Source organism: Streptomyces mutabilis (assembly GCF_046628145.1).
Taxonomy (GTDB): Bacteria; Actinomycetota; Actinomycetes; order Streptomycetales; family Streptomycetaceae; genus Streptomyces; species Streptomyces mutabilis.
Window position 1 is genome coordinate 6,308,699 of record NZ_CP176874.1, and the last position, 25,643, is coordinate 6,334,341.

Here is a 25,643-nt window from a genome sequence, read left to right on the forward strand (position 1 = left end):
TCAGGCGACCTCGGACGAGGGGCTCATGGCGGTGACTCCTTCGGTCGGAGGGGATGCGGGATGCGCGGGACCGGCCTCCCGGTCCAGGCGTTCGGCCAGGGCACGGCCGACGACGGCGAGGGCGGCGTCGGACTGCACGAGCCCGAGGTGGTCGGCGTCGACGCCGACCCGTTCGATCCGGCCCGTCACATGCGGGCGCCAGGACTCGGCGCCGCGGCGGGCCAGCTTGTCGGCGTCCGCCCGCTCGGCCGCGAGCACCAGCACGTCGCCGTCGTAGGTGCCGGGGGTGTGGCCGCGCATCAGGCCGGCGTTGTTCATGAAGACCTGGAGGACGGCGGCCAGTTCGTCCTCGTCGAGGCGGCCCATCGGGTCGCCGGCGGCGTTCAGGAACGCCCGGTAGCGGGCGGAGGGGAAGCGGCCGCCGGTGAGTTCCTCCTCGGTGACGGCGAACCCGGCGTCGCGCAGGTTGTGCGCGAACACCTCGGCCAGCGGGGTCTCCGCGCCCGCGCCCGCCTGGCGCGGATAGGCGTCCAGGAAGGCCAGCAGCTCCACCTCCTGTCCACGGGCGCGCAGCTCGCCCGCCATGGCGAAGGCCACGTTGCCGCCGAGCGACCAGCCGAGCAGCCGGTACGGCCCCTCGGGCTGCGCTTCCTGGATCAGGTCCGCGTACTCGGCGGCCATCTCCTCCAGCGTGGCGGGCAGCCGGCCGTCGCCGTCGAGGCCGGCGGCCTGGACGCCGTAGACCGGGATGCCGGCCGGCAGGTGACGTACCAGGCCCGAGTAGCACCAGCTCATGCCGGAACCGGGGTGGACGCAGAACACCGGGCGTCCGGTGCCGGCGGCGCGCAGCGGGAGCAGGCGCTCCATCGGCTCCCGGCCGCCGCGCGCCGCGAGCCGCACCGCGAGGTCGGCGACGGTCGGCGCGGCGAACAGGTCGCGCACGCCCAGCTCCTCGCCCAGCTCGGCGCGGACCCGCTCCACGAGCCGGACGGCGAGCAGCGAGTGGCCGCCCAGGTCGAAGAAGCCGTCGTCGAGACCGACCAGGTCCAGGCCGAGGACCTCGGCGAAGAGCCGGCACAGGGTCTCCTCGCGCGGAGTGCGCGGGGAGCGGCCCTCGACGGTGCGGTACTCGGGCGCCGGCAGGGCGCGGTGGTCGAGCTTGCCGTTCGAGGTGAGCGGCAACGCGTCCAGGACGACGAGGGCGGCGGGCACCATGTACTCGGGCAGCGAGGCGCGCAGCCGCTGCCGCAGCGCGGCGGTGTCCACGGCGGCCCCCGCGTCCGGCACGACGTAGCCGACGAGACGGCGGTCGCCCGGGGCGTCCTCGCGGACCAGCACCGCCGCCTGCGCCACGCCGGGCTCACGGGCCGTCACCGCCTCGATCTCGGCGGGCTCGACGCGCATGCCGCGCAGCTTGACCTGGCTGTCGGTGCGGCCCAGGTACTCCAGCTCGCCGTCCGCGGTGTGCCGGACCAGGTCGCCGGTGCGGTACATCACGCTGCCCGCCGGACCGTACGGGCTCGCCACGAAGCGGCTCGCGGTCAGCGACGGCCGGCCGAGGTAGCCGCGGGCCAGGCCGGGGCCGCGCACGTACAGCTCACCGGGCACGCCCGGCGGCACCGGCTGGAGGGCGGCGTCCAGGACGTAGCCGGCGGTGTCGGCGACGGGGGAGCCGATCGGCGGGACGACCGCGCCCGCCAGCGGGGCGCTCATGGTCGCGCAGACCGTGGTCTCCGTCGGCCCGTACGAATTGCGCATCAGGCGCCCGGCGGACCAGCGTTCGACCAGTTCGGGCGGGCAGGTCTCGGCGGCGACCACCAGCGTCATCGCGGCGGGCAGCGCCCCCTCGGGGATCAGCTGGAGCACCGCGGGCGTGATCGCCGCGTGGGTGACCCGGTGGCGCACCGCCAGCTCCGCGAGGGCGGGCCCGGGGACCGTGCCGGGTTCGGCGACGACCAGGGTGGAGCCGGTCAGCAGACCCATCGCCAGCTCCCAGAACCCGCCGTCGAAGGCGGGCGACAGGTGGTGCAGGACGCGGCTGCCGGGTACGACGCCCAGCTGCGAGGTGAAGATGTCCAGCAGGCCGGGCAGCCCGGTGTGCGTCACGGTGACGCCCTTGGGGCGGCCGGTGGTGCCGGAGGTGTAGATGACGTACGCGGGGTGGCACGGCAGCAGCGGCGCCAGGCGGTCGGCGTCGTCCAGGTTCCCCGGGTCCCGGCCCGCCGCGGGTTCCTCGTCGAGCAGGATCCGGGGCACGTCCGTGTCCGGCAGGCCCGCGGCGACCTCGGCCGTGGTCAGGAGGGCGACCGGCGCCGCGTCGTCCAGGGTGCCGGCGATGCGTTCCGCCGGGTGGGCCGGGTCCAGCGGCAGGTAGGCGGCGCCGGTCTTGGCCACCGCGAGGACGGCGACGGGCAGTTCGACGGAGCGGGGCAGGGCCAGCGCGACCAGCCGCTCGGGGCCCGCGCCCCGCTCCACCAGCAGCCGCGCCAGCCGGTTGGCGCGCGCGTTCAGCCGGGCGTAGGTCAGGGACTCGTCGCCGAGGACCACCGCCTCGGCGTCGGGGCGCTCCCGCACGTGCCGCTCGAACAGGTCCGGCAGGGTGGCCGGGGCGAGGCCCTTCGCGGTGGCGTTCCACTCCTCGACGACCCGGTGCCGCTCGCGCGGACCGAGGACGTCGATGCGGCTCAGCGGCCGGTCCGGGTGGGCGGCCGCGTCGGCGAGCACCCGCACGAAGCGGTCCACCAGCGCCTGCGCGGTGCCGTGGTCGAACAGATCGGTGCGGAAGTCGAGGACGCCCGACACGCCGTCGGGGGTGTTGTCCGCGGCCCGGCGCTCCGTCACCGAGAACCCGAGGTCGACCTTGGCCGCCGTCGCCGCCGAGCCGCCGACCCCGCTCACGGTCAGCCCGCCCGGCAGCGCCGGCGCGCCCTCGCCGTCCGCCCGCCGCGGAGCGGTGCTGCGCAGCGCCAGTACCACCTGGAAGAGGGGGTGGTGGGCGAGGGAGCGGGTGGGGTTGAGGGCTTCGACGAGGCGTTCGAAGGGGAGGTCCTGGTGGGCGTAGGCGGTGAGGTCGGTGTCGCGTACGCGGGTGAGGAGGTCGCGGAAGGTGGGGTTGCCGCTGGTGTCGGTGCGCAGGACGAGGGTGTTGACGAAGAAGCCGATGAGGTGGTCGGTGGCGTCGTCGGTGCGTCCGGCGATGGGGGTGCCGATGGGGATGTCCTCGCCGGCGCCGTGCCGGGTGAGCAGGGTGGCCAGCGCCGCCTGGAGCACCATGTAGAGGGTCGTGTCCGTGGCCCGCGCCAGGTCGGTCAGGCGGGTGTGCAGCTCGGCGGGGACGGTGAAGGTGACCCGGTCGCCGGTGTGGTCGGCGGTGGCCGGCCTCGGCCGGTCGGTGGGCAGGTCCAGCTGCTCCGGCAGGCCGGCCAGCTGCTCCTTCCAGTGGGCGAGTTGCCGTCCGGCGAGGCTGTCGGCGTCGCCGTCGTCGCCGAGTACGTCGCGCTGCCAGAGCGCGTAGTCGGCGTACTGGACCGGCAGCGGTTGCCAGGAGGGCGCCTTCCCGGCGCAGCGGGCGGTGTAGGCGGCGGTGAGGTCCTGGGCGAGCGGGGTGCGGGACCAGGCGTCGCCGGCGATGTGGTGGATCAGCAGCAGAAGGACGTGCTCCTGCTCCGACAGCCGCAGCAGCCGCGCCCGTACGGGGATCTCCGCACCCAGGTCGAACGAGTGCCGGGCCGCGCGCGCGAGGTCGGCCTCGTACTCGGCCTCGGTGGACTCGGCCGTCTCGAAGACCAGCCGGACCTCCTCGGGGCGGTGCACCACCTGCCGGGCCCCGCGCTCGTCCTCGGCGAACGTCGTCCGCAGGCTCTCGTGCCGCCCGATCACGTCCAGCAGCGCCTCGCGCAGCGCCTCGGGGCGCAGCGGGCCGGAGAGCCTGAGCGCGGTCGGGATGTTGTAGGTCGGGCTCGGCCCCTCCAGCAGGTGCAGGAACCACAGACGCTGCTGGGCGTACGAGAGCGGGAGGCGCTCGGGACGGGGACGCGCCGTCAGCGCGGTGCGCGCCCGGCCGGCGTGGTCGAGCGTCCCGGCGAGCGCGGCCGGTGTCGGCGCCTCGAAGAACTGCCGGATGGACAGCTCGGCGCCCAGCGTGGTGCGGATCCGGCTGACCAGGCGGGTGGCGAGCAGGGAGTGCCCGCCGAGGTCGAAGAAGTCGTCGTCGACGCCGACGCTCGGTAGCGACAGGACCTCCGCGTACAGGTCGCAGAGGATCTCCTCGCGCGGGGTGCGCGGGGCCCGGCCCGCGCTCCGGCCGGTGTACGTGGGTGCGGGCAGCGCCGCACGGTCCAGCTTGCCGTTCGGACTCAGGGGCAGGGCGTCCAGCGTGACGAGCGCCGACGGCATCATGAAGTCGGGCAGCGAGCGGGCCAGCCCCGCGTTGACGGCGGCCTCGTCCCAGCGGTCGCCGTCCGGCACGACGTACGCGACGAGGCGCTGGTCGCCCGGCTGGTCCTCGCGCAGGACGACCGCGGCCTGGCGCACGCCGGGACCGGCCATGACGGCGGCCTCCAGCTCGCCCAGCTCGATGCGGTAGCCGCGCAGCTTGACCTGCCGGTCCACGCGACCGGCGAAGACCAGCTCGCCCGCCTCGGTCCAGTGCGCGAGGTCACCCGTGCGGTACATGCGGCTGCCCGGCGCGCCGAACGGGTCGGCCGGGAACCGCTCGGCGGTCAGGCCGCCCCGGCCCAGGTAGCCGCGCGCCAACTGCACGCCCGCCAGGTACACCTCACCGTCGAGGCCCGGCGCGACCGGCCGCAACGCCGCGTCGAGGACGTACACCCGCACCCCCTCGTGCGGGGTGCCGATCGGCACCGGGCCCGGCGGCACCGGGCGGCCCGGGTCGATCCAGTGCTCCAGGCAGTGGCCGGTGGCCTCGGTGGGCCCGTAGACGTTCACCACCGTCACGTCCGGCACGGTCGCGCGCCAGGGTGCCAGGACCTCGCCGCGCAGCTCCTCGCCGCCCAGCGTGATCGTCCCCGACGGTGAGACGTCCTCGGGCATGGTGGTGAGCAGGGCCAGGTGGGACGGGGTGCCCTTCATGAACGTGGCCCGGCGGAAACCGGGTTCGCTCACGGCCGTCTCGGCGAGGGTGCGCAGGTCCGTCAGCCGGACGCAGCCGCCGCTGATCAGCGGGGCGTGCAGGGAACCGACGCTCTGGTCGAAGGAGGCCGACGCCTGCATCACGGACAGCCCCGAGATGTCCGGCGCCTGCGAGGAACGGCAGTGCCGGACGAACGCCGACAGCGCCCGGTGCTCGACGACGACGCCCTTGGGGCGGCCCGTCGTGCCGGACGTGTAGATGATGTACGCCGGATGCCCCGGCAGCAGCGGGCCCGAGCGGTCGGCGTCGGTGAGGCCGCTCCCGGAGTGCCTGGCCAGCGACCTGCCGGTGCCGGGGTCGTCCATGACGAACGTCAGCGGTCCGCCGCTCTCCTCACGGATGCGGGCGTCCACGTCGGAGGTGGTGAGGACGAGCGCCGGATCGGAGTCCTCGATCATGTAGCGGACGCGGTCCGGCGGGTACTCCGGGTCGATCGGCACGTAGGCGCCGCCCGCCTTGAGCACGGCCAGCATGCCGACCACCAGTTCGGTGCGGCGCGGCACCGCGACGGCCACGGGCCGCTCCGGGCCGACGCCCAGCTCGACCAGGCGGCGGGCCAGCCGGTTGGCCGCCGCGTCCAGTTCGGCGTAGGTCAGCCGGCCGTCGGGGGCGATCAGCGCCGTCTTGGCGGGGGTGCGCGCCACCTGCTCCTCGAACAGGTCGGTGAACCGCTCGGCGGGCCGTACGTCGTCCGAGCCGCTCCACTTCTCCAGGACGGTGCCGCGCACCTCCGGGTCGAGGAGCGTGACCGCGCCGACCCGGGTCTGCGGGCTGTCCAGGATCGTGCGCAGCGCCCGGCGGAACGCGGCGACCACCGCCCGGACCCGCCGCGCGTCGAAGACCTGCGGCAGATAGCCCAGCGAGAACCGCAGGGTCTCCCGGGGCAGGGCCAGCAGGCCCAGCGGATAGTGCATCTGGTCCTTCGAGTGGACCTTGAGCACCGTGGGGAGACCGGCGTCGGCGGCGGCGCCCGGCGGCCGGCCGCGGCTGGAGTTCAGCGGGTAGTTCTCGAACACCATGGCCGTGTCGAACAGTTCGCCCGAGCCCGCCCAGCGCTGGATCTCCGCGAGCCCCACCCACTGGTGGTCGATCAGCCGCGCCTGCTCGCTCTGCGTCCGGCGCAGGAACTCCGCCAGCGACTCGGCGGGCCGCAGCCGCACCCGCAGCGGCAGGGTGTTCATGAAGAGACCGACCATGGTGTCGACACCGGGCAGCTCCGGCGGGCGGCCGCTGACCGTCACGCCGAACACCACGTCGTCCCGGCCCGTCAGATGCGACAGCACCAGACCCCAGGCACCCTGGATCACCGTGTTCACCGTCAGCCCGTGCGACCGGGCGAAGCGGGTCAGGGCGGCGCTCGCCGCCTCGTCCTCGGAGAAGTCGATCCGCTCGGGTGCCGCGGTGAGCGCTCCCCGGTCCGGCGCCACGATGCTCGGGGTGTCGAACCCGGTGAAGGCGTCCGTCCACGCCTGCCGGGCCGCGTCCCGGTCCCGGCCGCCGAGCCAGCCCAGGTAGTCGCGGTAGGGGCGCACCCGGGGCAGTGCGGTGGCGTCGCCGTGCACCGTGTACAGCGTCATCAGCTCGCGCAGCAGGATCGGCATCGACCAGCCGTCCAGCAGGATGTGATGGAGCGTCATCAGCAGGCGGTGGCGTCCCGGGGCGAGCCGGACCAGGGTGAAGCGGATCAGCGGCGGCCGGGACAGGTCGAAGCGCGTCCAGCGGTCCCGCTCGGCGATCCGCTCCGCCGCGGCCTCGCGCTCCTCCTCGGGCACGGCCGCCAGGTCCTCCTCGCCCCACGGCAGGTCGGCCCGGCGGGGGATGAGCTGCACCGGGCGCTTGAGGCCCTCGTGCCGGAACGCGGCACGCAGGTTGGCGTGCCGCTCCAGCAGCGCCTGCCCGGCCCGGCGCAGCCGCTCCGGGTCGGTGTTCCCCTCCAGCTCGATGAAGACCTGGACGTTGTAGGCGTCCAGTTCCTCGTCGTCGAAGAGGTTGTGGAACAGCATCCCCTCCTGGAGCGGGGACAGCGGCAGGATGTCTTCCAAGCCGGACTTGGCCATCAGAGGGAGCCCCATTCGCTCTCGAGTCGGGTGATGTCGTCCTCGCTGAGCGAGGTGAGGGAGACGTCCGAGGGGGTCAGACCGCTCGCCTCGGGCCGGCCCGCGTGCTCGACCAGCGCCTTCAGGGCCCGGAACCAGCCCTCTGCCAGGCGCCGCACCTCGCCCTCGCTGAGCACGGCGTCCGCGTACGTCCAGACGCTGTGCAGCCTGGGCCCCTCGTCGGTGTCGTGGGCGCCCGCGACCAGTTCGACGGGGTGCGCGAGCGGCGTGTCCGGATGCTGGCCCGCCACGCCCCGCCCGAGCACGCTCCACGCCTGAGGCCCGGCGCCGGGGTCGGCGTCCCGCCCGCCGGTGTACCGGCCCAGGTAGTTGAAGCCGAACGCAGGCACCGGCAGCGCGGCGAACCGGTCCCGGGTGCGCGGGTTGAGGTGACGGAGCAGGCCGTAACCGACGCCGTCGCGCGGTACGGCGCGCAGTTGCTCCTTGACGCGCTTCAGGGCCCGGCCCGCGGCGGCACCGCCGTCCCACACCTCCGGCCAGTCCCACTCGTCGACCTCCGGGCGCAGCGGTACCGGGTGCATCGACGTGAACCAGCCGGTGGTGCGGGTGAGGTCGGCGCCCGGCACCAGGTGCTCGTGGCGGCCGTGACTCTCCAGGTCCACCGTGACCGGCGCGCCCGCGCCGCCGCCCCGGGCGCGCCGCCAGTCGGCGACGGCCAGGCCGAACGCGGTCAGCAGCAGGTCGTTGATCTCGGCGCGGAACACCCCGGGGACCCAGGTGAGGAGCGCGTCGGTGGTCTCCGCGTCCAGGTCGAGGACGACCTGACCGGAGCGGCCGTGGGTGTCGCGCGCCGGGTCCAGTGCCGGGTCCGTCGGCTCGGCGGCCGGGCGGATCGCGTCCAGCCAGTGGTCCGTCTCCGCCTCGGTGACGGCCGTGCCGGCGAGGTCGCGCAGCGCACCGGCCCACTCACGCCAGTGGGTGCCGGCCGGGCTGAGCGGGCTGCCCTCGTAGGCGGCGGCCAGGTCCGGCACGAGCAGCCGCCAGCTGACGGCGTCCACGGCCAGGTGATGGGCGACCAGGACCAGCAGCCCCGGCCGGCCGGGACCGCGGTCGATCCGGCAGGCGCGCAGCATCCGGCCGTCGGCCGGGTCCAGCCGGTCGCGTTCGGCGACGGCCGCCTCGGCCACCAGAGCACGCAGCGCGTCGTCGTCGACGTCCGGCGCCCGCAGGTGCGTGACGAGGTCCGCGGCGTCCACCGTGCCGGGCTCGGGGACGGTCATCGTCCAGTCCCCGGCGACCCGCAACCGCAGCGAGTCGTGCCGGTCGACGACGGCCCCGAGGGCGGTCACCAGCCGTTCCTCGTCGAGGTCCGCCGGCACGGACACCACCACCGACTGGTTGAACGGGGCGATGGGGCCGCCCAGTCCCGCGAACCAGCCCATGATCGGCGTGGCCGGCACCGGCCCGCTCGCCGGCACCTCCTCGCGCCGCCCGGCGTCCGGCTCCGCCTCCTCCGCCCCGTCCAGCGCCTCGGCGATGTGGGCGACGCTCTGGTGCTCGAAGACGTCCCGCACGGAGAGCGTGAGGCCCTTCGCGCGGGCCCGGCTGACGAGCTGGATGGAGAGGATGCTGTCGCCGCCGAGGTCGAAGAATCCGTCGTCGACGCCGACGGACTCCAGGCCCAGCGCCTCCGCGAACAGCTCGCACAGCAGTTCCTCGCGCGCCGTCGTCGGCGCCCGGCCGGTGCCGGCGGCGACGTAGTCCGGCGCGGGCAGCCGCCCCCGGTCCAGTTTGCCGTTCGCCGTCAGCGGCAGCTCGGCCAGCCGGACGAACGCCGACGGCACCATGTAGTCGGGCAGCGACTCGCGCAGCCACTCCCGCAGCTCCCCGTCCGAGGGCACGGGTCCGGCGTCGGCCACCAGGTAGGCGACCAGCCGCCGGTCGCCCGGCCGGTCCTCGCGTACGACCGCCACCGCCTCCGGCACCGCGGGGTGCCGCGACAGGGCCGACTCGACCTCGCCCAGCTCCACCCGGAAGCCGCGGATCTTCACCTGGTCGTCGACGCGGCTGATGAACTCCAGGTCGCCGTGCCGGTTCCAGCGCACGATGTCGCCGGTGCGGTACATCCGCTCGCCCGGCTCCCCGAAGGGGTCGGCGACGAACCGGGACGCGCTCTGCCCGGGACGGTTCAGATAGCCGCGCGCCAGCTGCACCCCGGACACGTACAGCTCGCCCGGCACCCCGGCCGGCACGGGCTGCAGGTAGGGGTCGAGGACCAGCATCCGGGTGTTCGGGAACGGGCGGCCGATGGTCAGCACGCCGTCCGCGAGGTCGTCCGGCGTCTCGACCCGCCACGTGGTGCAGCCGACGATCGTCTCGGTCGGGCCGTACTCGTTGAGGACCCGGGCCCCCGGGTGCGCGGCGAGCAGCGCCCGCACCGCGCGGCCGGTCAGCGACTCGCCACCGAGGACCAGCTCCCCGTCCGGCACGCACACCCCGGGCAGCCCGGTGATCAGCGGCAGGTGACTGGGCGTCGCCTTCAGGAACGTCACCTGCGGCAGGTCCGCGGGCACCTCGCCGTCCAGCGCCCGCTCGTGCAGCTCCTCCAGGTCCGCGAGGTGCACACAGCCGCCGTTCAGCAGCGGCGCGAACAGGCCGGTCACGGTCAGGTCGAAGGAGAGCGGCGAGTGCAGCAGGGCGTGGCCCGCCACGCCCGGGTACAGCTCCGCCGACACCGCCAGGTAGTTGAGCACCGGCTGGTGCTCGACGAGCACCCCCTTCGGCCGGCCCGTCGAGCCCGACGTGTAGATGATGTACGCCGCGTTCCACGGCGACAGCGGCTGCGTCCGGTCCTCGTCCGTCAGGTCGTGCGCGGGCTGCGCGGCGAGCCGCGCCGTCACGTCCGGGTCGTCGAGGAGCAGCCGGGGCAGCTCGTCCGGGAACACCCCGTCCGGGACCGCCGACGTGGTCAGCGCGCACACCGGAGCCGCGTCCTCGGTCATCGTCGCGATCCGCTCGCGAGGGCTGCCCGGATCGACCGGCAGGTACGCCGCGCCCGTCTTCAGCACCGCGAGCACCGCCACGCCCATCTCCACCGACGGCGGCAACGAGATCGCCACCACCTGCTCCGGGCCCGCCCCGGACTCCGCGAGGAGGTGGGCGAGCCGGTTGGCGCGGGAGTTCAGCTCGGCGTACGTCAGCGTCGTCCCGTCCGCCGAGAACGCCGGGTCCCTCGGGGTCCTCGCCACCTGCTCCTCGAACAGCTCCGGCAGGGTCCCCTCACGCTGCGGACGCGCCGTGTCGTTCCACTCCTGGAGCAACTGCCGCCGCTCGGCCGGGTCCAGCAGGCCGATCCCGCCGATCGGCAGGTCCGGGTCGGCCGTGACCGAGCCCAGCACTCCGAGCAGCCGCGAGATCAGCGACTCCGCGGTCTCCCGGTCGAACAGCTCCGTGCGGTACTCCAGCGATCCCCGCATGCCCGCGGGGCCGCCCGACGCGTCGTGCCGCTCGCCGAAGGTCAGCGACAGGTCGAACTTCGCCACCCCGGTCCCGGCCGTCATCCGGGTGGCGTTCACCAGCGCGTCACCGTCACCGGACGCGGCCCGCGGAGCGTTCCGGTCCGCCGTGTTGTTGAACGTGATCATCACCTGGTACAGCGGGTGATGGGCCAGACTGCGCGCCGGGTTGACCGCCTCCACCAGCCGCTCGAACGGCACCTCCTGGTGCGCGTACGCCGCCAGGTCGCCCTCCCGGACGCGGCCGAGCAGTTCCCGGAAGGTGGGATTGCCGCCGGTGTCCGTGCGCAGCACCAGCGTGTTCACGAAGAACCCGACGAGATCCTCGGTGGCCGCGTCGTTGCGTCCGGCGACCGCCGTGCCGATCGGGATGTCCTCACCCGCCCCGAGACGCGTCAGCAGCGCCGCGAAGGCCGCCTGCGTCACCATGAACAAGCTGGAGTGCGTGGCGCGCGCCAGCTCCGTCAGCCGCGCGTGCAGCGCCGGCGGCACCGTGAACGCGATGCGGTCACCGGTGTATCCGGCGGTCGCCGGCCGGGGCCGGTCGGTGGGCAGCTCCAACTGCTCGGGCAGCCCGGCCAGCGCCTCCTTCCAGTACGCCAACTGCCGCGCCGCCACGCTCTCGGGGTCGGACTCGTCGCCCAGGACGTCGCGCTGCCACAGCGCGTAGTCCGCGTACTGCACCGGCAGCGGCTCCCAGCCCGGCGCGTCACCCGCGCGGCGCGCCGCGTACGCGGCCGTCAGGTCCCGGGCCAGCGGCGCCATGGACCAGCCGTCGCCGGCGATGTGGTGGACGAGCAGCAGCAGGACGTGGTCCGTCTCCGAGACCCGGAACAGCCGCGCCAGGAACGGGATGTCGGCGGTCAGGTCGAAGACGTGCCGGGCCGCGTCCGCCACCCGCTCCTCGACCTCCTCGGCGGTGACGTCGACGACCTCCAGGCGGTGGGCGGACGGGTCGGCGGGCAGCACGGTCTGCCACGACCCGTCGTCGTCCACCGCGAACACGGTCCGCAGGCTCTCGTGCCGCTCCAGCACGTCACCGATCGCCCGCCCCAGCGCCGCCCGGTCCACCGGACCGGACAGCCGCAGCGCCGTGGGCACGTTGTACGTCGCCGAGGGCCCCTCGAACTGGTGCAGGAACCACAGCCGTTGCTGCGCCGGCGACAGCGGCACCCGCTGCGGGCGCTCCCGGGCCACCAGCGGTGTCCGCGCGGCCGCCGCCCCGTCCAGCACCCCGGAGAGCCCCGCGATGGTCGGCGTCTCGAAGAACTGCCGCACGGACAGCTCGACGCCCAGCGCCGTCCTGATCCGGCTCACCAGCCGGCTGGCGAGCAGCGAGTGCCCGCCCAGATCGAAGAAGCCGTCGTCGATGCCGACCCGGGCGACACCCAGCACATCGGCGAAGAGCGCGCAGAGGATCTCCTCGCGCGGGCCGCGCGGCCCCTGGCCCGCCGGCTCACCGTCGTACTCCGGCGCGGGCAGCGCCTTGCGGTCCAGTTTCCCGTTCGGCGTCAACGGCAGCGCGTCGAGCGTCACGAACGCCGTCGGCACCATGAACTCCGGCAGCCGTCCCCGCAGCCGCTCCCGCAGCTCCCGCACGTCCGGCGCCGGACCCGCCGGGACGACGTACGCGACCAGCCGCCGGTCACCCGGGCGGTCCTCGCGTATCGTCACCGCCGTCTCGGCGACCGACGGGTGCCGGACCAGCTCCGCCTCGATCTCCCCGAGTTCGATGCGGAAGCCGCGCAGCTTGACCTGCTGGTCCACCCGGCTCAGATACCGCAGCGCTCCGTCCCTGCGCCGGCACACCAGGTCCCCGGTCCGGTACATCCGCGCCCCGGCCGGTCCGTACGGGTCGGCGGTGAACCGCTCCGACGTCAGCGAGGGACGCCGGTGGTAGCCCTGCGCCAACTGCTCCCCGGCCAGGTACAACTCACCGGGCACGCCCACCGGGACCGGCCGCAGCGCCGCGTCCAGCACGTACGCCGACGTGTTGGCGAGCGGCACGCCGATGACCGGCCCGGACTCGGCGACGTCGGCGGCGGTGGCCCAGATCGTCACCTCGGTCGGACCGTAGAGGTTCGTCACGGAACGGGCCCGCTCCGTCAGCGTGCGCGCCAGCTCGGGCGGCAGCGCCTCCCCACCCACCAGGACGCGCACTCCGGCCAGCTCGTCCGCGGCCACGGCCGCGACGCCCTGCCACAGGCTCGGCGTCGCCTGGACCATGGTGATTCCCGACGCGGTCACGGTACGCAGCAGCGCGTGCGGGTCCTTCGCGGTCTCCTCGTCCGCGAGCACCAGCACCGCCCCGTGCAGCAGCGGCAGGAAGATCTCCAGACCCGCGATGTCGAAGCCCACCGTGGTGACGGCGAGCAGCCGGTCGCCGTCGGTGGGAGCGAACCGACGGCCCATGTCCGCGAGGAAGTTCCCGAGCGCCGCGCGCGGCACCACCACGCCCTTGGGCCGTCCCGTGGAGCCCGAGGTGTAGATCGCGTACGCCGGGTGCGCGCCGAGGACCGGGCCCCGCAGCTCGCCGGCGCCGAGGTCACCGCCCGCGTACCCCGCCAGCTCCGCCTCCGCGACCATCTCGGTCAGCGTGAGGGAGGGCCCCGCGTCGTCCAACATGTACGCGACGCGGTCGGCCGGGTAGTGCGGGTCGACCGGCAGATACGCCGCCCCGGACTTCAGCACCGCCAGCAGCGTGACGACCAGCTCGGCCGACCGCGGCAGCGCCACGGCGACGAAGCGGCCCGGAGCCGCGCCCCGCGCGACGAGGTGCCGGGCCAGCCGGTTGGCCCGTGCGTTCAGCTGCCCGTACGACAGCCGCGTGTCACCGAACTCCACGGCCGTCGCGTCCGGCGACCGCCGCGCCTGCCGCTCGAACAGCCCGACCACCGAATCGGCGGGCGGCTCGGCGGCGGTGTCGTTCCACTCCTCCAGGACCAGCCGCCGCTCGGCCGCGTCCATGATCTCCAACTGACCGACGGGCCGTCCCGGGTGGGCGACCGCCGCCGCCAGCAGCCGCACCAGGCGATCGGCCAGGTCCCGTACGGTGTCCCGGTCGAAGAGCGCCGTGCTGTACGTGACACCGCCGCTCATGCCCTCGCAGACGTTGCCGTCACCGAAGTGCTCGGCCAGTGCGAACGACAGGTCGAAGCGCGCCGAGACCGACTCCGACGCCACCACCTCGGCCGCGAGATCGGCGAACCGTTCCGTCTTCGCCCCCTGCGTGTTGTGCAGGGTGAGCATCGTCTGGAAGAGGGGGTGGTGGGCGAGGGAGCGGGTGGGGTTGAGGGCTTCGACGAGGCGTTCGAAGGGGAGGTCCTGGTGGGCGTAGGCGGTGAGGTCGGTGTCGCGTACGCGGGTGAGGAGGTCGCGGAAGGTGGGGTTGCCGCTGGTGTCGGTGCGCAGGACGAGGGTGTTGACGAAGAAGCCGATGAGGTGGTCGGTGGCGTCGTCGGTGCGTCCTGCGATGGGGGTGCCGATGGGGATGTCCTCGCCGGCGCCGTGCCGGGTGAGCAGGGTGGCCAGCGCTGCCTGGAGCACCATGAACGTGGTGGTGTTGGTCGACCGCGCCAGGTCGGTCAGGCGGGTGTGCAGCTCGGCGGGGACGGTGAAGGTGACCCGGTCGCCGGTGTGGTCGGCGGTGGCGGGGCGGGGCCGGTCGGTGGGCAGGTCCAGCTGCTCCGGCAGGCCGGCCAGCTGCCGCTTCCAGTAGTCGAGCTGCCGCCCCGCCAGGCTGTCCGCGTCGGTCTCGTCGCCGAGGACCTCCTGCTGCCAGAGCGCGTAGTCGGCGTACTGGACGGGGAGCGCCTGCCAAGCGGGTGCGTCGCCGGCGCGGCGGGCGGTGTAGGCGGCGGTGAGGTCCTGGGCGAGTGGGGTGCGGGACCAGGCGTCGCTGGCGATGTGGTGGACCAGCAGCAACAGGACGTGCTCCTGCTCCGACACCCGGAAGAGCCACATCCGCACGGGCAGGTCTGCCGTCAGGTCGAAGGGGTACGACGCGGCCTCCGCCACCCGGTCCGCGACCTCCTCCTCGGTCACGTCGACGACCGTGAAGGGCGTCGCGGCGACCTCCGCGGGCAGAACGATCTGGTACGCGCCTTGCTCGTCCTCGGTGAAGACCGTGCGCAGGCTCTCGTGCCGGGCGATCAGATCCCCGGTCGCCGCGCGCAGGGCGTCGTGGTCGAGGGTGCCGGTGAGGCGGAGGGTGGTGGGGATGTTGTAGGTCGCCGACGGGCCTTCGAGCTGGTGGAGGAACCAGAGGCGCTGCTGGGCGTAGGAGAGCGGGATGCGCTCGGGGCGGGGCTTCGCGGTGAGTGCGGTGCGGACGGTGCCGGAGGTGTCGAGGGCGTCGGCGAGTCCCGCCACGGTCGGCGTCTCGAACAGCTGCCGGATCGGCAGCTCGACACCGAGGGTGCTGCGGGTGCGGCTGACGAGGCGGGTGGCGAGGAGGGAGTGCCCGCCGAGGTCGAAGAAGTTGTCGTCGATCGTCACGTCACCCACGCCGAGGATCTCGGCGTACAGGCCGCAGAGGATTTCTTCGCGGGGGGTGCGGGGGGTTCGTCCGGTGGTTGTGGGGGTGTAGGTGGGTGTGGGGAGGGCTTTGCGGTCGAGTTTGCCGTTGGGGGTGAGGGGGAGGGCGTCGAGGGTGACGTAGGCGGTGGGGCGCATGTAGTCGGGGAGGGCGTGGGCGACTGCGTCCCGGAGGGTGTTCTCGTCGTATTCGTCGGTGGTGACGACGTAGGCGACGAGTCGTTGGTCGCCGGGGGTGTCTTCGCGGAGTTGGACGGTGGCCTGGGTGATGCCGGGTTGGTTGTTGAGGGTGGTGTCGATTTCGCCGAGTTCGATGCGGTGGCCGCGGAGTTTGATCTGGTGGTCGGTGCGGCCGTCGTAGGTGAGGTGGCCGTGGTGGTTCCAGTGGGCGAGGTCGCCGGTGCGGTAGAGCCGGGTGCCGGGGTCGCCGAAGGGGTTGGCCACGAACCGTTCGGAAGTCAGGGCGGGGCGGGCGTGGTAGCCGCGGGCGAGTTGTTCTCCGGCGAGGTAGAGCTCTCCTGTGATGCCGGGGGGTACGGGGCGCAGGGCGGCGTCGAGTACGTAGACCTGGGTGTTGGCGAAGGGCCGTCCGATGGGGACGGAGCCCTCTTCGGTGCCGTCGAGGTGGTGGTCGGTGATGTTGACGGTGGATTCGGTGGGTCCGTAGGCGTTGATGACCTGCACATCAGGGTGCTGGGCACGCCAGGCCGCCAGGTGGTCGGTGTGCAGTGCCTCCCCGCCGAGGATGAGGGTGTGGGAGGGAGAAGCCGTCTCCGGCAGGGTGGTGAGCAGAGGGAGGTGGCTGGGGGTGGCCTTGATGAGAGTCGGCTGTGCCACCGTCTCTTCCAGGCTCGTCAGGTGGACGGTTCCGCCGGCGGTGAGGGGTGTCCACAGGGCGGTGATGGTGAGGTCGAAGGCGAGGGGGGAGTGCAGGACGGTGTCGCCGTTCATGGCGGTGTAGGTCCTGCGGGCCCGGTGGAGGTAGGTCGCGAGGGCGTGGTGTTCGATGATGACGCCCTTGGGGCGGCCGGTGGAGCCGGAGGTGTAGCTCATGTAGGCGGCGTGGCGTGGTGACCACGGGTTACGGCGTTCCGCATCCGTCAGGGGCCCGTGGGGACGGTTCTCGTAGTCCGCGGGGTTCACCGGCTCGGTGAGTGTGAGGGCCGGTCGTGCGTCGTCGAGGATGTAGTTGATGCGCTCGGTGGGGTAGTCCGGGTCGATGGGCAGGTAGGCGGCGCCGGTCTTGAGGACGGCGAGCATGCTGGTGATCGCGTCGAGTGACTTCGGCAGTGTGATCGCGACGAAGTCCTCGGCTCCGACCCCTTGTTCCAGCAGGTGCCGGGCGAGCTGGTTGGCGCGGGCGTCCAGTTCGGCGTAGGTGAGGGAGGTGTCCCCACAGGCCACGGCGCTCGCGTCCGGGGTGCGGTGGGCCTGCTCGGTGATCAGGTCGTGCAGTGGTGTCCCGGGGAGTTCGGTACGGGGCCCGTTCCATTCCACCAGGACCCGTTCCCGCTCGGCAGGGTCGAGGGTGTCCAGGCGGGCAACGGGGATGTCGGAGTCGGTGATCAGGGCCTCCAGAACCCGCAGCATCCGCCGGCCGAAGTCGCGGGCGTACTCCTCGTCGTAGAGGTCGGGGCGGTAGTCCACCCGGAAGGACAACTCCGCCCCGCGCATCGTCGCGACGACGTTGACGGCGAAGTGCGTGCCACCCTTGATGTCCGCCGAGGCCACCCGAAGCCGGTCGGGCTCGGAGGTGGCGGTGAGGTCGCCGTCCTCGACCGGGTAGTTCTGGAAGACCATGGCGGTGTCGAAGAGTTCGCCGTGTCCGGCCCAGCGTTGGATGTCGGCGAGTCCGGCCCACTGGTGGTCCAGGAGGCGGGCCTGTTCGGCCTGGAGGCGGCGGAAGAGGTCGCCCAGGGGTTCGGCGTGGTCGAGGCGGGCGCGGACGGGCAGGGTGTTGATGAAGAGCCCGATCATCGATTCGACGCCGGGCAGCTCGGGCGGGCGGCCGGAGACGGTGGCGCCGAAGACGACGTCGTCGCGGCCGGTCGCCTGGGCGAGGGCGAGTGCCCAGGCGCCCTGCACCACGGTGTTCATGGTCACCCCCTGGCTCCGCGCCCAGGCAGAGAGGGTGGCCGTGGCGTCACGGTCCAGGCCGAAGGGGACGCTCAGGGGCGCCGCCTCGGCCGGGCCGGCGCCCGGGGCGAGGAGGGTGGCCTCGTCGAGGCCGGACAGGGACTCCTGCCAGGCGGTCCGGGCGGCCTCCCGGTCGCGGGCGTCGAGCCAGGCCAGGTACTCGCGGTACGGGCGGACCCGGGGCAGACTCACGGGGTCGCCGCCGGAGGCGTACAGGGCCATCAGCTCGCGCAGCAGGACCGGCATGGACCAGCCGTCGAGCACGATGTGGTGGTTGGTCATCACCAGCCGGACGCGGTCGGCGGAGAGGCGGATCGCCGTGAAGCGCAGCAGCGGCGGGCGGCCGAGGTCGAAGCGGCGGGCGCGGTCGGCGGCGGCGAGCCGGTCGGCCTCGGGGCCGCGCTCGTCCTCGGGCAGCGCGCTCAGGTCGGCGTCCCGCCACGGCAGGTCGACGTCGTGCAGGACGAGTTGGGCCCAAGCCCCGTTCTTGCGCTGCCGGAACCCGGCCCGCAGGTTGGCGTGCCGGCGCAGCAGGGCCTCGACCGCCGCGCGCATCCGGGCGCCGTCGAACGGGCCCTCCAGGTCGAAGGCGACCTGGCCGACGTAGAGGTCGGGACCCTCCGTGTGCAGCAGCCCGAGGAACACGAAGCCCTCTTGCAGCGGGGAGAGCGGAAGAATGTCCTCGATCTTGCTACGCGAACGAGACGGTTGCTGGCTCACTGCTCAATCTCCCACTCGGACTCAAGGTCGGACTCGAACTCCTCGATCTCGGACTGACTCAGCGAGTCGAGGGTCACGTCGGACGGCGTCAGGCCGCCCGCGCCGGGACGGCCGGCATGTTCCACCAGGGCTTCCAGCGCCCGGAACCAGTGCTCGGCCAGGAGCCGGGCGTCGTGATCGGGGACCAGGCGGCGTGCGTAGGTCCATTCCGCGCGCAGTCGGGGGCCGTCCGCTCCCTCGTGCACGACCGCGCTGATCTCCACCGCGTGGGCCATCGGCGCCGCCGGTCGCGACGCGGCCACTCCGCCGCCGGTCACGGTCCACGGCTCATGGGCGCCGGTGGCCGGGGCGACCCGTCGGCCCAGATAGTTGAAGCCGAAGTCGGGCTCGGGGAGGCTCGCCAGGCGAGGCCCGGTGGTGGGGTTGAGGTGGCGCAGCAGGCCGAAGCCGATGCCGTCGCCCGGCACGGCCCGTATCTGCTCCTTGACCTGCTTGAGGCCGTTCTGGAGCGCGTCGCCGTCCTGGTGCAGCCGCCCCCAGTCGGTGACGTCCGGGGCCAGTCGTACCGGATGGAGGGCGGTGAACCAGCCCGCCGTGCGGCTGAGTTCGGCGCCCGGGACGGCGTCCTCGTGCCGGCCGTGGCTCTCCAGGTCGACCACGACGGGCGCGTCCGGGTCCTCACCGCGCCCGCGCCGCCACTCGGCGACGGCGAACGCGAAGGCCGTCAGCAGGACGTCGTTCACACTGGCGTTGACGCTCCCCGGCACCTGCGTGAGCAGGGCCTCGGTCGTGGGCGAGGGCAGGTCGAGGCCGACGCGTCCGGCTTCGCCCTGGACGTCGCGCGCACGGTCCAGCCGTAGCGCGCCCGCCCCGGCGAGCGTGTGCTCCCAGTGGGTGATCTCCGCCTCGACCCTGGGGTCGGTGGCGAGCCGTTCCAGGGAGGTGGCCCACTGCCGCCACGAGGTGCCCACGGGGGCCGGTTCGGCACCCCGGTACGCCGTCGCGAGGTCCGGCACGACGATGCTCCACGTCACCGAGTCGACCACCAGGTGGTGGGCGACCAGGACCAGTACGCCGGCCCGTCCGGCCCCGCGGTCCACCAGCACCGCCTGGACCATGCGGCCCTCGGCCGGCGCGAGGCGGTCCCGCGCGGCGCGCGCCACCTCCGCGACCAGGCCGTCGAGGTCATCGGCGCCGGGCGACCCGGTGACGACGCGGAACACGTCCGCCGCCGGCACACTGCCCGGACCACGCACCTCGGCGCTTCCGTCGGGGCGGACCAGTAGTCGCAGCGCGTCATGGTGGTCCAGCACGCTCTGGAGCGCCCCGGCCAGTCGGTCGCCGTCCACCGCGGGCGGCAGGGAGACCACGACGGACTGGTTGAAGTCGTCACCGCCCAGACCGAGTTCGGCGACCCGGGCCATCACCGGGGTCAGCGGGACCGGACCGTGCGGCGGCACCTCGTCGACCTCCGGGACGGTGTCGCCGTCCCGCTCGGCCAGGGCCGCGGCCAGCTCGGCCGTCGACTGGTACTCGAAGACGTCGCGGACGGCGAGGGCCAGGCCGGCCGCGCGGGCCCGGCTGACGAGCTGGATGGACAGGATGCTGTCGCCGCCCAGGTCGAAGAACCCGTCGTCGATGCCGACCGCGGACAGGCCCAGTACCTCGGCGAAGAGCGTGCACAGCAGCTCCTCGGCCGGGGTGCGGGCGGCCCGCCCGGTGGACGCCGCCGCGTAGTCGGGCGCGGGCAGCGCCTTGCGGTCCAGCTTGCCGTTGACGGTCAGCGGCAGGGCGTCGAGGATCACGAAGGCCGACGGCACCATGTAGTCGGGCAGTGCCTGGCGGGCGAAGGCGCGCAGCGCGTCCGGGCCCGCCTCGCCGGCCCGGCCCTCTGCGGCCACCACGTAGGCGACCAGGCGCCGGTCGCCGGGCCGGTCCTCGCGGACGACGACGGCGGCCTGGGCCAGCTCGGGACGCGTGGACAGGACCGTCTCGATCTCGCCCAGCTCCACCCGGAAGCCGCGGATCTTGACCTGGTCGTCCGCGCGGGCCAGGTACTCCAGCTCGCCCGCCGGGTTGTAGCGGACCAGATCGCCTGTGCGGTACATCCGCTCGCCGGACCCGCCGTACGGATCGGCGACGAACCGCTCGGAGGTCAGATCGGGGCGGCCCAGGTAGCCGCGCGCCAGGCCGGTGCCGGAGATGAACAGCTCGCCCGGCACCCCGGCGGGCACCGGCTGGAGGTACTGGTCGAGCACGTACGCCCGGGTGTTCCCCGTCGGACGGCCGACCGGCAGGCTGCCACGGGCCGCGTACGGCGCCCGGACCTCGTGCTGCGTCACGCACAGCGTCGTCTCCGTCGGCCCGTACAGGTGACGCAGCACGGTCCGCGGGGCGTGCTCCAAAACCCGAGCGACTGCGGCGGGCGAGACCACGTCACCGCCGGTCAGCACCTCCCGCACCCCGGCGAAACACTCCGGCGCCTCCTCGGCGACGACCCGGAAGAAGCCCGCGGTGAGGTGGATCGCGGTGATGTCGTGAGCGGCGATCAGATCGGTGACGGCGGCCGCGTCCAGGTGCCCGGGCGGTGCCACGACGACCGTTCCGCCGGAGACCAGCGGCACCCACATCTCGTAGCAGGACACGTCGAACGCGTGCGGGGCGTGCAGCAGCACCCGCTCGTGGGCATCCGGCCGCCAGCAGTGGTCGCGGACCAGGTCCACGACTCCGCGATGGGTGACCGCCACGCCCTTCGGCACCCCGGTGGATCCGGAGGTGTACATCACGTACGCGAGATCCTGCGGGCACAGCCCCACGTCCGGTACGCCGTCGACGTGCCCGGATCCGGGCGGGGCGCCGAACTCGTCGACCACCATGACCCGCGCACCCAGTTCCCCGGCCCGTGCCGCCTCGGCCCGGTCGGCCAGGACGAGCGTCGCCGCGGTGTCCGCGACCACGTGCCGCATCCGGTCGAGGGGATACGTGTCGTGCAGTGGTACGTAGGCGCCGCCCGCCCTGCTGATGGCCAGGGTCGCCACCACGTGGGCCAGGGACCGCTCCATCAGCATGACCACGGGCGTCCCCGGCCGCACCCCCTGCTGCCGCAGCACCCGGGCGAGACGGGTGGTGCGGGCGTCGAGTTCGGCGTAGGACACCGTCGTCGCACCCTGCACCAGGGCCGGCGCGTCGGGCGTACGCAGCACCTGCGCCGCGAACAGCTCGGGGAGCGTCGCGTCCAGGTCCTCCAGCGCGGGCCCGGTCCCCCCGCCGAGCAGCCGGTGGCGTTCGGTGCCGGCCAGCACCGGTACGTGGGACAGCCGGACACCGGGGTCGGTGACGACCGTCTCCAGGACCCGCACGAAGCGCTCCACCAGGGACCGTGCCGTCGACCGGTCGAACAGATCGGTCCGGAAGTCCAGCGCTCCCGTGAGTCCGGTGCTCCGGCCCTCGCCGTCCCGGGTCTCGGCCAGCGCGAAGGCCAGGTCGACCTTGGCCGCGCCGAGCCGGCTGCGTTCCACGCCGACCCGCAGCCCCGGCAGGGCGAGCGAGGCGTCCGGGTCCGTGTCGGCCGTGCTCAGGATGAGCATGACCTGGAAGAGGGGGTGGTGGGCCAGCGTCCGGACCGGGTTGAGCGCCTCGACCAGCCGCTCGAAGGGCAGGTCCTGGTGGGCGTAGGCGGCCAGGTCGGTACGGCGCGTCTTCTCCAGCAGATCCCGGAAGGTGGGGTTGCCGCTGGTGTCGGTGCGCAGGACCAGCGTGTTGACGAAGAAGCCGACGAGGTTCTCCGTCGCGCCGTCCGTGCGGCCCGCGACCGGCGTGCCGATCGGGATGTCCTCACCGGCGCCCAGCCGGGTCAGCAGCGCGGCGAGTGCCGCCTGCACCACCATGAACGTACTCGAGTGCGTGCTCCTGGCCAGCTCCGTCAGCCGCGCGTACAGGCCCGCGTCGAGCGAGAACGCGACCCGGTCGCCGTCCTGGTCGGCGACGGCCGGCCGGGGCCGGTCGGTGGGCAGCTCCAACTGCTCCGGCAGCCCGGCCAGCCGCTCCTTCCAGTGGGCGAGCTGCCGGCCGGCCGCGCTGTCGGCGTCGGCCTCGTCCCCGAGAACCTCCCGCTGCCACAGCGCGTAGTCGGCGTACTGGACGGGCAGCGGCTCCCAGGCCGGCGCGTCGCCCGCACACCGCGCCGTGTAGGCGGCGGCGAGGTCCTGCCCCAGCGGCGTGCGGGACCAGGCGTCGGTGGCGATGTGGTGGATGAGGAGCAGCAGCACGTGCTCCCGCTCCGAGATCCGGAACAGTGTCGCCCGCACCGGAATTCCGGCCGTGAGGTCGAACGCATGGTGAACGGCCCCGGAGAGCCGCGTGTCCAGCTCACCCTCCTCGGTGTCGACCACGACGAGCGGCAGCAGACCGGGCTCCCACTTCTGAATCACCTGCCGGGGCCCCTGCTCGTCCTCGGTGTAGGTGGTGCGCAGGCTCTCGTGCCGGGCGAGCAGGTCGTTGATCGCCGCGTGCAGGGCGTCCTGGTCGAGGGTGCCGGTGAGGCGGAGGGTGGTGGGGATGTTGTACGTCGCCGAGGGGCCTTCGAGCTGGTGGAGGAACCAGAGGCGCTGCTGGGCGTAGGAGAGTGGGATGCGCTCCGGACGCGGTTTCGCGGTGAGCGCGGCCCGCGCACCGTCGGCCTGGTCGAGCGCACCCGACAGCCCGGCGATCGTCGGCGTCTCGAAGAACTGCCGCACGGACAGCTCGACGTGCAGTGCGGTGCGGGTGCGGCTGACGAGGCGGGTGGCGAGGAGGGAGTGCCCGCCGAGGTCGAAGAAGTTGTCGTCGATCGTCACGTCACCCACGCCGAGGATCTCGGCGTACAGGCCGCAGAGGATTTCTTCGCGGGGGGTGCGGGGGGTTCGTCCGGTGGTTGTGGGGGTGTAGGTGGGTGTGGGGAGGGCTTTGCGGTCGAGTTTGCCGTTGGGGGTGAGGGGGAGGGCGTCGAGGGTGACGTAGGCGGTGGGGCGCATGTAGTCGGGGAGGGCGTGGGCGACTGCGTCCCGGAGGGTGTTCTCGTCGTATTCGTCGGTGGTGACGACGTAGGCGACGAGTCGTTGGTCGCCGGGGGTGTCTTCGCGGAGTTGGACGGTGGCCTGGGTGATGCCGGGTTGGTTGTTGAGGGTGGTGTCGATTTCGCCGAGTTCGATGCGGTGGCCGCGGAGTTTGATCTGGTGGTCGGTGCGGCCGTCGTAGGTGAGGTGGCCGTGGTGGTTCCAGTGGGCGAGGTCGCCGGTGCGGTAGAGCCGGGTGCCGGGGTCGCCGAAGGGGTTGGCCACGAACCGTTCGGAAGTCAGGGCGGGGCGGGCGTGGTAGCCGCGGGCGAGTTGTTCTCCGGCGAGGTAGAGCTCTCCTGTGATGCCGGGGGGTACGGGGCGCAGGGCGGCGTCGAGTACGTAGACCTGGGTGTTGGCGAAGGGCCGTCCGATGGGGACGGAGCCCTCTTCGGTGCCGTCGAGGTGGTGGTCGGTGATGTTGACGGTGGATTCGGTGGGTCCGTAGGCGTTGATGACCTGTACGTGGGGGTGCTGAGCACGCCAGGTGGCGAGGTGGTCGGTGTGCAGTGCCTCGCCGCCGAGGATGAGGGTGTGGGAGGGAGAAGTGGTTTCGGGGAGTGTGGTGAGCAGGGGGAGGTGGCTGGGGGTTGCCTTGATGAGAGTCGGCTGCGCCACCGTCTCTTCCAGGCTCGTCAGGTGGACGGTTCCGCCGGCGGTGAGGGGTGTCCAGAGCGCGGTGATGGTGAGGTCGAAGGCGAGGGGGGAGTGCAGGACGGTGTCGCCGTTCATGGCGGTGTAGGTGGTGCGGGCCCGGTGGAGGTAGGTGGCGAGGGCGTGGTGTTCGATGATGACGCCCTTGGGGCGGCCGGTGGAGCCGGAGGTGTAGATCATGTAGGCGGCGTGGCGTGGTGACCACGGGCTACGGCGATCTGTGTCGGTGAGCGTTGCGGTGGAGTGTCCGGCGTACTGCTCTTCGGGTATCGGCTCGGTGAGGGTGAGGGCCGGTCGTGCGTCGTCGAGGATGTAGGTGATGCGCTCGGTGGGGTAGTCCGGGTCGATGGGCAGGTAGGCGGCGCCGGTCTTGAGGACGGCGAGCATGCTGGTGATCGCGTCGAGTGACTTCGGCAGTGTGATCGCGACGAAGTCCTCGGCTCCGACACCTTGTTCCAGCAGGTGCCGGGCGAGCTGGTTGGCGCGGGCGTCCAGCTCGGCGTAGGTGAGGGAGGTGTCCTCGCACACCACGGCGGTCGTGTCCGGGTTGCGGTGGGCCTGCTCGGTGATCAGTTCGTGCAGTGGCGTGCCGGGGAGTTCGGTACGGGCGCCGTTCCACTCGACCAGGACCCGTTCCCGCTCGGCCGCGTCCATCAGGTCGATCGTGCCGATCGGCCGGTCCGGAAGCGCGGTGGCTGCCTCCAGCACCCGGAGGAACCGGTCCGCGATGGCCTGGGCGGAGTCACGGTCGAGGAGTTCCGTACTGAAGTCCAGCGCCGCTTCGATGCCTTGTGGCCGGCGTGACGCGTCGAAGGACTCCGCGAACCCGAACGAGAGGTCGAACTTCGACGAGGTCCGCTGCACCTCCCGGAGCGTGACAGCGAGCCCCGGAAGGCCGGCGATGTCCTTCAGCGCGCCCTCGTGGTTCGTGTTGTTGAAGGTCAGCAGAACCTGGAAGAGCGGGTGATGGGACAACGTACGGGTCGGATTGAGCGCCTCGACCAGCCGCTCGAAGGGAAGGTCCTGGTGGGCGTAGGCGGCGAGGTCGGTGTCGCGCACGCGGTCGAGGAGCCGGCGGAAGGACGGATCACCGGCCGTGTCCGTGCGAAGGACCAGCGTGTTGATGAAGAGCCCGATCAGATCGTCGGCGGCGTCATCCGTGCGCCCCGCGACGGGCGTGCCGATCGGGATGTCCTCACCCGCACCGAGACGCGTGAGCAGGACCGCGACCGCCGCCTGGATCACCATGAACGCACTGGTGTTGGTGGCGCGCGCGAGCTCCGTCAGCCGTGCGTGCAGCTCTGCCGGCACGGTGAACGGAATGCGGTCGCCCGAGTACCCCGCGACGGCCGGCCGGGGCCGGTCGGTGGGGAGGTCGAGCTGCTCGGGCAGGTCGGCCAGCTGTCGCTTCCAGTAGTCGAGCTGGCGGCCCGCCAGGCTGTTGGAGTCGGTCTCGTCGCCGAGCATTTCCTGCTGCCAGAGCGCGTAGTCGGCGTACTGGACGGCCAGCGGAGCCCACGCGGGCGCCTCGCTGCGCACGCGGGCCGCGTAGGCGGCGGTGAGGTCCTGGGCGAGGGGCGCCCGGGACCAGGCGTCGCTGGCGATGTGGTGGATGAGGAGCAGCAGCACGTGCTCCCGCTCCGACACCCGGAACAGCGAGGTGCGTGCGGGGAGTTCCTGAGCCAGGTCGAAGCGGTGGCCCACGGCCTCGTCGAGCCGGGCGCCGACCTCCTCCTCGGTCACGTCGACGACCGTGAAGGGCGTCGCGGCGGCCTCGACG

At 73.3% G+C, this 25,643-nt stretch carries 3 protein-coding genes (1 of these 3 cut by a window edge); all 3 read right to left on the reverse strand.

The window, feature by feature from the left end:
• Tightly spaced (each overlapping or abutting the next), the 3 genes in view from ACLIN4_RS28425 to ACLIN4_RS28435 form a layout consistent with a single transcriptional unit that may run on beyond the window.
• Nucleotides 1-7,209: an amino acid adenylation domain-containing protein gene (locus ACLIN4_RS28425; protein ID WP_411576370.1), complete on the reverse strand. Its 7,209-nt coding sequence runs from the start codon at nt 7,207-7,209 to the stop codon at nt 1-3.
• Entirely contained in the window at nt 7,209-18,116 is a 10,908-nt protein-coding gene (locus tag ACLIN4_RS28430) for an amino acid adenylation domain-containing protein (RefSeq protein WP_411576371.1), read from the reverse strand. Before ACLIN4_RS28430 ends, ACLIN4_RS28425 begins: the two co-directional genes overlap by 1 nt.
• On the reverse strand, nt 18,113-25,643 hold the final stretch of the coding sequence (locus tag ACLIN4_RS28435) for a non-ribosomal peptide synthase/polyketide synthase (protein WP_411576372.1). It continues 14,351 nt past the right edge of the window; only the last 7,531 of its 21,882 coding nucleotides appear in the window; its start codon lies beyond the right edge, outside the window — the gene reads right to left on this strand; the stop codon is at nt 18,113-18,115. Before ACLIN4_RS28435 ends, ACLIN4_RS28430 begins: the two co-directional genes overlap by 4 nt.